At 54.0% G+C, this 12,970-nt stretch carries 11 protein-coding genes; 3 read left to right on the top strand and 8 right to left on the bottom strand.

Translation table 11 applies throughout. The features are described 5' to 3' along the window. Window positions 1–4: 4 nt before the first annotated feature. The gene (locus tag FE839_RS07285; RefSeq protein WP_138360177.1) at window positions 5–1,438 is read left to right on the top strand and encodes a glycoside hydrolase family 32 protein; all 1,434 of its coding nucleotides are present in this window, start codon (window positions 5–7) and stop codon (window positions 1,436–1,438) included. Between the two features lie 412 nt (window positions 1,439–1,850). Here the strand turns inward: FE839_RS07285 and FE839_RS07280 are convergent, their stop codons facing one another. From FE839_RS07280 to FE839_RS07255, 6 genes are all read right to left on the bottom strand, one after another. Beyond that, complete coding sequence (locus FE839_RS07280) at window positions 1,851–2,978, bottom strand: oligogalacturonate lyase family protein (RefSeq protein ID WP_138360176.1); 1,128 nt, start codon at window positions 2,976–2,978, stop codon at window positions 1,851–1,853. A gap of 65 nt (window positions 2,979–3,043) precedes the next feature. Then, window positions 3,044–4,330, bottom strand: a complete 1,287-nt coding sequence (locus FE839_RS07275; RefSeq protein WP_138360175.1) for an ABC transporter substrate-binding protein — start codon at window positions 4,328–4,330, stop codon at window positions 3,044–3,046. A gap of 16 nt (window positions 4,331–4,346) precedes the next feature. Further along, window positions 4,347–5,474: an ABC transporter ATP-binding protein gene (locus FE839_RS07270; protein WP_138360174.1), complete on the bottom strand. Its 1,128-nt coding sequence runs from the start codon at window positions 5,472–5,474 to the stop codon at window positions 4,347–4,349. A 12-nt stretch (window positions 5,475–5,486) separates the two neighbouring features. Further along, window positions 5,487–6,389, bottom strand: coding sequence for a carbohydrate ABC transporter permease (locus tag FE839_RS07265; protein WP_138360173.1), 903 nt, complete (start codon window positions 6,387–6,389; stop codon window positions 5,487–5,489). Beyond that, window positions 6,382–7,272, bottom strand: a complete 891-nt coding sequence (locus FE839_RS07260; protein WP_138360172.1) for a carbohydrate ABC transporter permease — start codon at window positions 7,270–7,272, stop codon at window positions 6,382–6,384. The genes FE839_RS07265 and FE839_RS07260 overlap by 8 nt, the downstream gene beginning before the upstream one ends. An 868-nt stretch (window positions 7,273–8,140) precedes the next feature. Then, window positions 8,141–8,467 (bottom strand): cupin domain-containing protein, encoded by a 327-nt coding sequence (locus FE839_RS07255; RefSeq protein WP_138360171.1) that lies wholly within the window; start codon window positions 8,465–8,467, stop codon window positions 8,141–8,143. A 138-nt stretch (window positions 8,468–8,605) separates the two neighbouring features. Between FE839_RS07255 and FE839_RS07250 the strand changes: the two genes are divergently transcribed. Next, the gene (locus FE839_RS07250) at window positions 8,606–9,319 is read left to right on the top strand and encodes an aspartate/glutamate racemase (RefSeq protein ID WP_138360170.1); all 714 of its coding nucleotides are present in this window, start codon (window positions 8,606–8,608) and stop codon (window positions 9,317–9,319) included. On the opposite strand, the gene FE839_RS07245 is transcribed toward FE839_RS07250, so the two are convergent. Further along, a complete protein-coding gene (locus FE839_RS07245) occupies window positions 9,285–10,211 on the bottom strand; it encodes a LysR family transcriptional regulator (RefSeq protein WP_138360169.1) in 927 nt (308 codons plus the stop codon). The genes FE839_RS07250 and FE839_RS07245 overlap by 35 nt on opposite strands. Before the next feature lie 134 nt (window positions 10,212–10,345). Here FE839_RS07245 and lysA point away from each other — a divergent pair, with 134 nt between their 5' ends. Beyond that, window positions 10,346–11,608, top strand: a complete 1,263-nt coding sequence (lysA, locus tag FE839_RS07240) for a diaminopimelate decarboxylase (protein WP_138360168.1) — start codon at window positions 10,346–10,348, stop codon at window positions 11,606–11,608. A gap of 81 nt (window positions 11,609–11,689) precedes the next feature. Here lysA and FE839_RS07235 read toward each other — a convergent pair whose 3' ends face one another. Beyond that, window positions 11,690–12,691, bottom strand: a complete 1,002-nt coding sequence (locus tag FE839_RS07235) for a LacI family DNA-binding transcriptional regulator (RefSeq protein WP_171034836.1) — start codon at window positions 12,689–12,691, stop codon at window positions 11,690–11,692. Between the last annotated feature and the right edge of the window lie 279 nt (window positions 12,692–12,970).

Genomic DNA, 12,970 nt, shown 5'->3' with positions numbered 1-12,970 from the left:
GCATATGATCTATTCAATTTCCAGGGCTGAGAAAGAACTGCAGGCGAAACATGAAACGCTGAACCTGCGCTGGTATCCGCGTTATCACCTGGCCGCACGAGCTGGCTGGATCAACGATCCAAATGGCCTGGTCTGGTTTGATGGCTGGTATCACGCTTTTTACCAACATCATCCGTATTCCACACAATGGGGGCCGATGCACTGGGGCCACGCGCGTAGTAAGGATCTGGTGCACTGGGAGCATTTGCCGGTGGCGCTGGCTCCCGAAGGTCCGGAGGATAAAGACGGCTGCTTCTCTGGTTCGGCGGTGGTTGATGGTGATACGCTGGCGCTGATTTACACCGGGCATAAATTCCACGGCGATCCCGGCGACGAAGCCAACCTCTATCAGGTGCAGTGTCTGGCGACCAGCCGCGACGGTATTCACTTTGAGCGTCAGGGGATCGTGGTGGATACGCCGCCAGGCATGCACCATTTCCGCGACCCGAAAGTGTGGCGAGAAGGGGATAGCTGGTACATGATCGTCGGCGCTCGTGACGGCGATACCGGGCAGGTGCGGCTGTATCGTTCCGCTGATTTGCGCCAGTGGCATGATGCGGGCATTCTCGATGAGGCGGAAAAAGAGATGGGCTATATGTGGGAATGCCCGGATTTCTTTCTCCTCAACGGTAAACGTGTGCTGATGTTTTCCCCGCAGGGGGTGGCGGCGAAAGGTTATCAAAATCGAAATCTGTTTCAGAGCGGCTATCTGCTCGGCGAATGGCAACCGGGGCAGGCGTTTGTTCGCGAGAGCGGGTTTGTTGAAATGGATCACGGCCACGATTTTTACGCCCCGCAAAGCTTCCTGACCCCCGATGGTCGGCGGATCGTGATTGGCTGGCTGGATATGTGGGAATCACCGCTGCCGGAGCAGCAGGACGGCTGGGCGGGAATGCTTTCGTTGCCACGTGAAGTGAGCCTGAGTGCGGATAATCGGTTGCAAATGCGCCCGGCTAAAGAGGTGGAAAGCATGCGCGGCGCCTGGTTTCCCTGGCCGGTCGCTACCCTGAAAAACCAGCAGACCACAATGGTGGAAAGCTGTGAGGCGATGGAGGTTGTTGTGCACTGGGATTGCGCGAATAGCCACGCTGAACAGTATGGCCTGAGCGTTGGTGAGGGGCTGCGCGTGTATGTGGATGCGCAGATGCAGCGCCTGGTACTGGAACGCCATTATCCGCAGTATGGTCTGTGCGGGACGCGTAGCGTACCTTTGGCCGCTGGTGAGGATCTCAAACTGCGGATATTCTTCGATAGCTCTTCCGTGGAAGTGTTTGTTAATGAAGGGGAGGCGTGTCTTAGCAGCCGGATATATCCGGATGCAGGCCGTCGCGAACTGGCGCTGTTTGCCTGGAGCGGTTGCGCATTTTTAACTGAAGCGGGTGCCTGGCAGCTCGAATGATAGTATTTAAGTGTTGTTAATAACCCGCCTTTGACCTTGGGCGGGTTGTGAATGTCATCCTTGTTGTGGATACAGGAAATCCCCAGTCAGGCGAACGCGGGCCGGTTAAGCCCGCCATCGGGTTTTTTATGCGGTGTCGTTCACGGGCTGTGGATATAACCAATATCTTCGTATTGACGGTGAACGGAACAATCCACCGACCAAAATCAGGCAAAAATAAAAATGCGTCATTTCGCCAACACCACCTGTTAACCGAATTCTTCTGACCGGCAATAAAACCTGGCGAATGGCGCTTCACCGATCGGCAGGGGGTTATCCCTGGCGCCGGCAGACAATGTCTCTTGACCAGAAGATCTGCTCAAGAGACGGCTTTGTGTGAGGGGGATGAAATCAGAGGGACGACGCTGCAGTATTACACTTCCGCCAGATACAGCGCCGGCATGCCTTCTTTATCGGACGTGAACAGCACCCAGCGGTTATCCGGTGAAAATGACGGATGTGGGTGCGTCGCCTGACGCTCGCCGTCGATCACTTTCCATGTCGAGTCATGGCGGCAAACCGCGGTCTGCTTATTGGTACGAATATCAAATACCCAAATAAACGGATCGTTAAGCTGAATATCGCCGGTGCTGTGCGGCGCGCCGTCGCCGACCACCAGGGAACCATCTTGATTGCTCATCAGATGTGAGCAGGGGGGAATGGCCATCAACTGGCTATTCTTCAGCGTCGTCGGGTCGGCGCAGCACAGATAGCGATGCGGATCGTTTTCCTGATGCGCAACATAGTAAAGCGCGGAGCCATCCGGCACCCAGAACTCGTGGGTGAAACTCTCTCCCGGCTGGTGCTGGCGAACCTTACGCATATTGCTGCCGTCCGCGTCGATAAGCCACATCCGGGCATCGATCGCATCCCGTGGCCCCTCATGACAGAAGGCGATAGTGCGGTTATCAAACGGGCGGTAAATCGGATGACCGAGCCAGCGTTTCTCCTGCAAAACCACGCGCTGTTCGCCGCTGCGCAGATCGATATTAATCAGCCGACACGTCGGCCGGGTAAAGTAAAAGGCGCGGAATTTGCGCCAGTCGGTCAGGGGTTGCCAGTCGCTTTTTTTTATTTCAATCCCCACCAGTTGGCTACAATCACTATTAGCGACCCAGGTACCGTAAGCCACCCATTGGTCATCTACCTGATAAACGACCTGTTCTTCCAGCGACATCAGGTCCACACGACGCAACTGCTGGTTGTTTTTCACATACCACAGCGACCGATCGTCATCGGAAAGAAAACCGCCGAAGGTATTATCCCCTGGACCGTCGGTGAGCTGGATTGCCTTCTGCGCGGCAATATCGAGTAAATAGTAGTTCCAGTGGCCCTCAAACGCGCCGCCGAAAATAAGCTTACCGCCGTCACGGGTAAAACATTTTTGATAGAAGTAGTTGCGATGGCAGATAACATGCGGTGGCGTCATCCGGATCACCGGGTGACCGGTTTCGCTGTCTTGTGTATGCAGAAAGTTCAGCGGGATGATTTTGCCTTTCATGATTCCCTCCTTGCACAAAAATACCCCGCAGCCGGCGCTGCGGGGCAGGGACTGATAACCAACAATTAGCGCATTGCGCGACGCAGGATACGGTCAGACTGACGCTGGAAGTCCGCCGCCGCCTCTTCTACGGTTTTCTGCCCATAATCAATGTACTGCAGAGTGGTGCCGAACTGGGCGACGATCTGTGGGTCATCGAAGTAAGGTGACACAGACAGTTTGGTCGGCAGAGACTGAGCCAGTTTCAGGCCAGAGACTGCCGGGTCATCGGCTTTGATGGTGCCGTCTTCGGTCAGGTATTTCACCGCCACTTGACTCAATGGTACGCCACGCTCCAGGCCCAGGGTATCAACGCCTTCCTTGCTGTTCAGCAGGAAGTTAATGAGTTTCGCTGCCGCTTGCGGGTTTTTCGTTGACTTGCCGATGGAGAGCATCTGCGCCGGTTTAAAGAACAGGCCCGCGTCGGTCGCGCCTGGCAGCATCGGATACGCCCCCAGTTCCAGCTTCGCCGGTGGCTTCAGGTTGTCGGAGTATTTGGTGATCGTCGAGTTCCACATGTAGGTTCCCGCCCACTCGCCCTGAATCCACGGCTTCATTTCATACATATTGCTCTTGCCGAATGACGCGTAGTATTTGGTGTCCGGCATCACGTGGCTATCAATTAATTTTTTATACATCTGGAAGAATTCAACCCACTGCGCTTTGCTCCAGGAGAATTTCTTCGTCTTCTCGTCGATTGCCGGTTGGTTGTACTTCTGCACCATATATGAATTCAACAGCGCCAGCGTATCCTGGTGCTCCAGCACCACCGGGTAGTACTCTTTACCGAGCTTGCTTTCGAAGGTTTTACCCGCCGCCATCAGCTCGTCCCAGGTTTTCGGATACGCAATGCCCGCTTTTTTCCAGGTCTCGTTGTTGAAGTAGAACACGCGAGCGGTAACGGAGATCGGTATACCGTTGAGCTTGCCGTCCACGGTGGTGGATTGCAGCTCTTTGGCCGGAAATTGGCTCAGATCGATAACGTCCTTCATCTTATTCAGATCGTAGAAGCCTTCGCCATTTTTCGAGAAGATGGGCAGCCAGTTCCAGTTGGTCTGCATCACGTCCGGCTCGGTACCGCCAGCGATTTGCGTGGTCAGGCGCGAAAGGTGGCCATCCCAGCCGGTATATTCCGCTTTAACGTTAATATCCGGGTTTTGCTTGTGGAACTCTTCCAGCGCCTTCAGGGTGACCTGGTGGCGACCATTGCCGCCCCACCACGACATACGCAGGTCGACATCTTTTGCCATTGACGGCAGCGCGGTAAGGCTCAGAGTTGCGGAGATTGCGGCGCTTAAAAGCACTTTTTTCATTTTAATACTCCAGTGTTCACAGAGAGATGTTCTGTTCAGTTTTAGCGTCAAAAATATGGCACTTGTTGAAATCAAATTTGAAATGCACCTTACGATGAAGCCCTTTCTCAATCATGGGTTTCGCTTCATCTGACGGAACGCGGGCGGTCAGTTCATAATCCGCAACCTTCAGATAGACGAAGAATTCATGTCCCATATTTTCCACGCGCACCATTTCGCCAGTGCATGATCCTTCGGCAAACGGTTCATCGGAGAGAGAGACGAACTCCGGGCGCACACCGAAGAATACCTGTTGGTCCTTATGCGCGGCGACTTTACTCTGCAGGGTGTCGTTTAACGGCAGCAGCTCATCGCCAATGGTCAGGTGCAGGCGACCCGCGTGTTCAACCAACTGGCTGGGGCGGATATTCATCTCCGGCGCGCCGATAAAACCGGCTACAAACATATTTTTCGGCTTATGGTAGAGGTTGTCCGGGGTATCAACCTGCATGATATGGCCCAGCTTCATTACGCAAATGCGATCGCCCATGGTCATCGCTTCAGTCTGATCGTGGGTCACGTATACGGTGGTCGCCGGTTTGCCGGATTTCTTCAACTGTTTGTGTAGATCGGAAATGCGGATACGCATTGAGGCACGCAGCTTGGCATCAAGGTTAGAGAGCGGTTCATCGAACAGGAATACATCGGGTTTTTTCACAATTGCGCGGCCAACCGCCACGCGCTGCGCCTGGCCGCCGGAGAGCTGACGAGGCAGGCGATCCAGCAACTCTTCCAGTTCGAGAATTTTTGCCGCTTCGTTCACATGGGCGTCAATTTTATCCTTCGGCATTTTGCTCAGCTTCAGGCCGAAAGCGAGATTTTCGCGGACGGTCATATGGGGGTAAAGCGCATAGTTCTGAAATACCATCGCGATCCCGCGTTCTTTTGGCGCGAGATTGTTGACGATTTTTTCCCCGATGCGCACCTCGCCGCCGCTGATGGTTTCCAGACCGGCCAGCATGCGCAGGGTGGTGGATTTGGCGCAGCCGGAGGGGCCAACGATGACCATAAACTCGCCATCAGCGATTTTCAGATCGATACCATGTACCGCTTTGAAGCCGTTGGAGTAGACCTTTTCCAGTTTGTTGAAAATAACTTCAGCCATGATATTTCCCTCTTAACCTTTAATTCCGCTGCTGGTTACGCCCTGTACGAAGTAGCGTTGTGCCAGGAAGAACACGATGATGGACGGCAGAATGGAGATACTCGCCATTGCCAGAATTTCGTTCCACGGAGCGCCTTCCGTGACGTCGATGGACATTTTCAGCGCCAGTGCAATTGGATATTTATCGACGCTGTAGACGTAAATCAGCGGGCCGATAAAGTCGTTCATCGACCACATAAACTGGAACAGCGCGACGGAGATAATCGCCGGTTTCAGAATCGGCACCACGACGTACCACAGCACCTGAATGGAGTTGCAGCCATCGATCTGCGCCGCTTCTTCCATATCGCGGGGGACGCCGCGCAGGAACTGAATCAGCATAAAGACGAAGAACCCCTGGGTGGCGAAGGCCAACGGCAGGTACAGCGGCAGATAGCTGTTCAGCATGCCCATTTCACGGAACATCAGGTACTGGGGGATCAGCAGCACGGTGCTCGGCAGGAGCATGGTGGTGATAAGGGTGGCGAACCAGAATTTCTTCCACGGGATCTCGAAGCGGGCGAAGCCGTAGGCCACGATGGTGGAGGAGATAATGGTCAGCAGTACTTTCGGAATGACATACTTGAAGGTGTTCAGCATGTAGTGACCGAAGTTGTACTCAGTCCCGGTTTTCCAGCCGTTGATAAAACCCTCCCAGGTCGCGTGGGCAGGCCACAGACTCAGGGTGGTGAAGATCTCGTGATTCGGTTTGAACGACGCCGAGAACATCCATGCCAGCGGGTAGAGCATCAGCAGGCCGACGAACAGCAGGATCACATAGCGAATCGAGCGACTGATTTTTTCACGACGCAGAGTTCGTGCGACTTCACGTGCGGCGATGTCTCTTGCTTCAGAGATTTGTTGAATATCAGCCATTTTTGCCTCCCTTATCGGCGGAGTAGAACACCCAATATTTCGAAGACTTAAACGCAATGGCGGCAAAGACCGCGACCACCAGGAACAGCACCCACGCCAGCGCCGCGCCGTAACCCATATCGAAGTACTTAAATGCGGTGTCGTAGATATAGAGTGAGAACAGATAGGTGGAATAGGTTGGGCCACCGCCGGTAATGACGTACGGGCCGGTAAACTCCTGGAACGCCTGAGTGGTCTGCATAATGAAGTTGAAGAAAATCACCGGGGTGATCAGCGGTACCGTGACCTTCATAAACATCTGCCATTTTGACGCGCCATCGATCATCGCTGCCTCATATTGAGACTGCGGCACGTTCTGCAACGCCGCGAGGAAGATCACCATCGCGGAACCAAACTGCCAGACGCGCAGCAGGGTAACGGACATCAGCGCCAGCGAAGGTTCGCCGAGCCAGTTGACCGGATCGAAGCCGAATACGCCAATAAAGCTGTTCAGCAGCCCGTCGATTGCAAACAGCGCGCGCCACAGGACGGCGATCGCCACGGAGCTACCGAGAATCGAGGGGATGTAGTAGGCGGTACGGAAAAAACCGATACCACGCAGTTTGAAGTTGAGGACAAAAGCGATCCCCAGCGCGAAAGCCAGTTTTAACGGAATGGTTAAAAAGACATACGCGAACGTCACGCCCATGGATTTCCAGAAGAGGCTATCTTCGGTCAGCATGTAGCGATAGTTTTCGATGCCGTTAAACACCGGTGGATTCATCAAATCGTACTCAGTGAAACTGAGGAAGAAAGATGAAACAAAGGGAAAGGCGGTAAAGACTATCAGCCCGATAATATAGGGCGATATCCATGCCAATCCCAGGAGCTTGTTTTCATTCATACATACCTACCTGGCTTACGAGTTTTAATACGGATTCTGTTGACTGCCTTTCCCGCGGGCGCCGCCGCCGGAAAGTTAATGTGTTTTTGCTATGTCAGCCGTGAGTCATTCCTTAATGCGCTTTTTACTTATTGAGAACGTTTTCGCTCTACTTATCCTTGCAGAGCATGTGTTTTTTGATTTTGTCTTACCTTGCGTCCTGATTTTGTAAAACGCCGTTTTAATTTTATTTTATTGCTATTTATCACAGAGTCATTCAGTTCATCGCGGAAATGTGATCAAAGTCGAAACGATGTTTCAAAAAGGTGCGGAGGCGCGCATTTTACCGGGAAAATGGGCCTGAAACAGGATGAGGCGCGAGCTGGTAAAAGCCGGGTGGGGGAAATAATTAGCCTTGTTAATGATTTGGATAAAATCTACTTTAGGACAGTTATTTTTAGCGGGAAAGTTCAGAAAATGGTGGGGGACGCTGATGCACGTCAGTGAAAGGCCATTTACGGGGGAATCAGGCTTTGTTACAGCCAGAAAGGTGCGATTAAGCGGTGGTTCTGGCGAAAAACCAGGATGTTGTTTACTCGTTATACCCGTCATACTTCAAGTTGCATGTGCGTTGGCTTTCCTCGTTCACCCCAGTCACGTACTGGAGTACGCTCCCGGGGATTCACTGCGTCGCCGCCTTCCTGCAACTCGAATAATTTAGGGTAGAGTTATCCCGATTCATCCGCAATAATTTCGGATATCGTTTGTTTGTGGTTTTCAGCAACCGGAAAAAAGAGATTCACGCCGACAGACGTGACACCATAAAATCGCATAAATGGCGTCACTGACTCGCATCAGGGCACGCAGGGCATGCCCCGGAGATGAGATATTACTTTTGCAGAAAATCCTGGCGAATCGGGGTAAAAGTATCAAGAAGCGTACCTGGTTTCAGGCAGATACAGCCATGCATAATCTCTGGTTTCTTGTAGAGGGTATCGCCTGCGCTCACCACATGTTTTTCATCGCCGATGGTGAATTCAAACTCGCCGGAAAGAACATAGGTGAGTTGTTCGTGGGGATGGTTATGCATCGGCCCGATGGCGCCTGCTTCGAAGTTCACCTCGACCGCCATCATGTTGCCATCGTGCGCAAGGATGCGGCGGGTTACGCCATTGCCCAGATCTTCAAGGGTGGTCTCTTTATGGAAAATAAACATCTGGTCGTCCTGTAGTTAATTAAAACACCGTTTCACTTAATTTACACCACAATCTTGTAAAAAGAAACGAATGTCAGGAGAAGTGGAAAGCTGATCACAAGTTCGGCGTCCCAAAGGTATTCCTGGAAGGAGTGAATAATGAAAACGATCGGCCTGTTGGGCGGAATGAGCTGGGAATCCACGATTCCTTACTACCGTCTTATTAACGAAGGCATTAAAAGCCGTTTGGGCGGGCTACATTCAGCCAGTCTGTTACTGCATAGCGTGGATTTCCATGACATTGAAGCCTGTCAGTCTTCCGGGGACTGGCAGCGGGCGGGGGAGATCCTCGCCCAGGCGGCTTTCGGCCTGCAGCAGGCGGGAGCCGAAGGGATCCTCTTGTGTACCAACACCATGCACAAGGTCGCGCAGGCGATTGAAACACGCTGCGAGGTGCCGTTTCTGCATATTGCCGATGCCACCGGACGGGCGATAACAGCCAAAGGCCAACGCCGGGTAGCTCTGCTGGGGACGCGTTATACCATGGAGCAGGATTTTTATCGCGGCCGGTTGCAGCAGCAGTTCGCTATCGACACGCTGATCCCGCAGGCCGACGATCGCCAGCGTATCAACCAGATCATTTTCGATGAACTGTGCCTGGGGACCTTTAGCGCGGATTCGCGCGACTACTATCTTCAGGTGATTGAGGATCTGGCGGAACAGGGCGCGGAAGGGGTGATTTTCGGTTGCACCGAAATCGGCCTGCTGGTGCCTGCGGAAAGCAGTCCGCTGCCGGTGTTTGATACCACTGCGATTCATGCGGCGGACGCGGTCGACTTTATGCTTTCGTCAGCACCGCTTCAAGCGGGGTAAGAATACGCGGCAGGCTTTTTTGCAGATGTAACGCGAAAGCATCGACCAGCGCGGAGCCGGGCCGATGCAGCGGGCGAATCAGGCTGACGGTAAAGGGCACTTCAACGCTAAAACGGCGTACCACTACGCCGTTTCCGGCGTAATCCAGAGCGGTGAGCGGGTTAACCACCGAAATGCCAATGCCAGCGCGCACCAGGGCACAAATTGAGGCGGCGCTATGGGTCTCCACCACCATCCGCCGTTTGACCTGATGTTCGAGAAACAGGGCATCAAGCAACTGGCGATAGCTGTCGGTACGCGACAGGCTAATGTAGTTTTGGTCATGAAAATCCGCGGGCGTTAGCATCTGTTTCACGGCCAGCGGATGGCCTTGCGGCAATACGCACACCTCATTCAGCGTCAGCAGCGGCGTACGCTCGGTTCCGGCAGGGGTATGCAGGGTTTCGGTCAGGCCGAGATCGTGGCGCTGAGCCGACAGCCACTCTTCAAGCAGCGGCGATTCCTGGGGGACGATTTGCAGGTGAACGTCCGGGTAGCGCGTCAAAAACGGCTCCAGCAGCAGCGGTAAAAAAGATTGCGAAAATACCGGCAAGCAGGCAACCGACAGCTCGCCCTGGCGGAATTCGCGCAGGCTTTCCGCGGCGCTAACGATTCTGTCCAGACCGTACCAGGCGCGCTGAACTTCCTCAAACAGGCGTAATCCTTGAACCGTGGGTTGCAGACGACCGCGCGCGCGGGCAAATAGCTTTAATCCCAGCACTTTTTCAAAACGCGCCAGCTCGCGGCTGACGGTTGGCTGCGAGGTATGCAACATCTGCGCGGCTTCGGTCAGATTGCCGGTGGTCATCACCGCATGGAAGATTTCGATATGGCGCAGGTTTACGGCGGGCATCAGCGATCCTCGGATTATGCATTCCATATCATTTTTGCATAGACTGGCAATAAAACGATATTTTTTATTCCTTACGCGCTGTGGCGTAATCGTAAAAAAACAGAGATAACGCACACACAGCACCGGAGTTACTTATGCCACACTCGCTTTACGCCACTGATACCGATCTGACCGCAGAAAATCTGCTGCGCTTGCCCGCTGAGTTCGGCTGCCCGGTCTGGGTCTACGATGCGCAGATTATCCGTCGTCAGATTGCTCAACTCCGGAAGTTCGACGTGGTGCGTTTTGCGCAGAAAGCCTGCTCCAATATTCACATTTTACGCCTGATGCGTGAGCAGGGGGTGAAGGTGGATTCGGTGTCTCTGGGCGAGATCGAGCGCGCATTAGCGGCCGGCTACGATCCGCAACAGCATCCGGACGACATTGTGTTTACCGCTGATCTGATCGATGACGCGACGCTGGCGCGGGTAAAAGCGCTGCAAATCCCGGTCAACGCCGGTTCTGTTGATATGCTGAGGCAGCTAGGGGAAGTTTCACCGGGTCATCGGGTCTGGCTGCGCGTTAATCCGGGGTTCGGCCACGGCCACAGTCAAAAAACCAATACCGGCGGCGAGAACAGCAAACACGGTATCTGGCACACGCATTTACCGGCGGCGCTGGAGGTGATGCAACGCTATCAGCTTCAGCTGGTGGGCATTCATATGCACATTGGTTCCGGGGTGGATTATGGCCATCTGGAGCAGGTGTGCGGTGCGATGGTGCGCCAGGTTATCGAGTTCGGGCAGGATCTGCAGGCGATCTCCGCCGGCGGTGGGCTGTCGATCCCTTATCACGAAGGGGAAGAGGCGATCGATACCGATCATTACTTCGGGCTGTGGAACGCGGCGCGCGATCAAATAGCCAAATATCTGGGTCACCCGGTGAAGCTGGAGCTGGAACCGGGTCGCTTCCTGGTGGCGGAAGCCGGGGTGCTGGTTTCTCAGGTACGCAGCGTGAAAGGGATGGGCAGCCGTCACTTCGTGCTGATTGATGCCGGTTTTAATGATTTGATGCGCCCGGCGATGTACGGCAGCTACCACCATATCACCGCCCTGGCGGGGGACGGTCGGGATTTGAGCGCCGCCGCGAAGATTGAAACCGTGGTAGCCGGGCCGCTGTGCGAATCGGGCGATGTCTTTACCCAGCAGGAAGGGGGAAAAGTGGAAACCCGCCTGCTGCCAGCGGTGGTGCCGGGCGATTATCTGGTGCTGCATGACACCGGTGCTTACGGCGCATCGATGTCTTCAAACTACAACAGTCGTCCATTGCTGCCGGAAGTGCTGTTCGACAACGGTAAAGCGCGGCTGATTCGCCGTCGCCAGACAATTGACGAACTGTTAGCGCTGGAACTGTTGTGAGTGGATGCCCGATGGCGCTTCGCTTATCGGGCCGATGCCAGGCATGCCGTTGCTTCTTCGGTGAAAACGGCATCCGGCGGATTACGTGGAATAGGGGCCGGCGACCACCGACTCGCGCAGTACCAGGGTGCCGGTAAACGGCGGGATGGTTTCAATCGGCTGAGCGTTGGCCAGCTTGATCGCCTGATCGATAGCGGTGGTAATCATGTTATCGATCGGCAGGTAGACCGTGGATAGCCCCGGTTCCAGCCATTTGGCGCTCGGCGCGTCATCAAAACCAAACAATGAAATATCCTGCGGGATCCGCAGCCCGGCCTGACGCAACGCTTTTGAAACACCCAGCGCCATATCGTCATTACAGGAAAACAGCGCGCTAAACGATGTTTTTTCTTCCAGCAGTTCACGGCATAATTCATAGCCACGTGGGATGGTGGCATCGCCATACTTCACTTTCGCCGGATCCCATTTGATACCGTGCTTTTTCAGCGCCTGACGATAGCCCTCCAGACGAGCCTTTCCCGTTGGCGTATGTATTGGCACGGTAATACAGGCGATATCGCGATGGCCCTGAGTTATCAGATACTCTACCGCCTGAAACGCCGCATCCTGCTGTTCAAAAAAAACGCAGCGATCCCGCGCCTGGCTAACGTCGCGGTTAATGACCACCAGTGGCGTGCCGATGGACTCAATCAGCGACATAATTTTCTTTTCGCTCATATGGCGCGTGTATAGCACGATGGCGTCACATTGACGGTCGGCAAGCATCTGTACGGCCTCTTCTTCACGCGCCGGCGCATTGTGCCCGTCGGTGACAATCAGCTGTTTACCCCAGGCTTCCGTTTGTCGGGAAGCCTGCTGCAATAAACGCCCAAAATAGAAACCGTCGAAAATGGAGACCACCAGGCCGATGCTGTTGCTCGTGCGGTTCGCTAGCGAGCGGGCGAGAAAGTTGGGCCGATAGCCCAGCTCTTCCATTGCCTTAAAAACCCGCTGGCGGGTACTCTCTTTCACCTGACCAGTGCCGTTCAACACGCGGGAAACCGTCGCTTTAGAGACGCCTGCGTGAATTGAGACATCCAGCATTGTAGCCATTCATCCGATTCCTGATATCACGTGGTAATGCGCAGTTTATCACAGACATTCAGGGGGATATGGCTTCGTGGCAAAGCAAAAAAACTATCGCGATCACGCTTTTGCAGGATTAACGGGCTGAAAAATAAAACACTGAATTCGGCATGCCAATTTGGTTTTTTTGGAATGCCAGTTTTGAGGTTGCGAACTTAGTCACAGAACTTTTTCCCATCGATGATTATTTTTGGTATGCCAATAGGTGCCTGGCTGTACACCTTGTGCGCAAAAAAG

The organism is Klebsiella indica (assembly GCF_005860775.1).
GTDB lineage: Bacteria > Pseudomonadota > Gammaproteobacteria > Enterobacterales > Enterobacteriaceae > Klebsiella > Klebsiella indica.
The sequence above is the reverse complement of the archived record's forward strand: the minus strand, read 5'-3'. Positions and strand labels throughout refer to the sequence as shown.

Bases quoted from the DNA above. Each gene is read 5' to 3' on its own strand.
- FE839_RS07265 (WP_138360173.1), bottom strand. From the start codon at position 6,389: ATGGCTGATATTCAACAAATCTCTGAAGCAAGAGACATCGCCGCACGT.
- FE839_RS07275 (WP_138360175.1), bottom strand. From the start codon at position 4,330: ATGAAAAAAGTGCTTTTAAGCGCCGCAATCTCCGCAACTCTGAGCCTT.
- FE839_RS07280 (WP_138360176.1), bottom strand. From the start codon at position 2,978: ATGAAAGGCAAAATCATCCCGCTGAACTTTCTGCATACACAAGACAGC.
- lysA (WP_138360168.1), top strand. From the start codon at position 10,346: ATGCCACACTCGCTTTACGCCACTGATACCGATCTGACCGCAGAAAAT.
- FE839_RS07235 (WP_171034836.1), bottom strand. From the start codon at position 12,691: ATGCTGGATGTCTCAATTCACGCAGGCGTCTCTAAAGCGACGGTTTCC.
- FE839_RS07250 (WP_138360170.1), top strand. From the start codon at position 8,606: ATGAAAACGATCGGCCTGTTGGGCGGAATGAGCTGGGAATCCACGATT.
- FE839_RS07260 (WP_138360172.1), bottom strand. From the start codon at position 7,272: ATGAATGAAAACAAGCTCCTGGGATTGGCATGGATATCGCCCTATATT.
- FE839_RS07285 (WP_138360177.1), top strand. From the start codon at position 5: ATGATCTATTCAATTTCCAGGGCTGAGAAAGAACTGCAGGCGAAACAT.
- FE839_RS07245 (WP_138360169.1), bottom strand. From the start codon at position 10,211: ATGCCCGCCGTAAACCTGCGCCATATCGAAATCTTCCATGCGGTGATG.
- FE839_RS07270 (WP_138360174.1), bottom strand. From the start codon at position 5,474: ATGGCTGAAGTTATTTTCAACAAACTGGAAAAGGTCTACTCCAACGGC.
- FE839_RS07255 (WP_138360171.1), bottom strand. From the start codon at position 8,467: ATGTTTATTTTCCATAAAGAGACCACCCTTGAAGATCTGGGCAATGGC.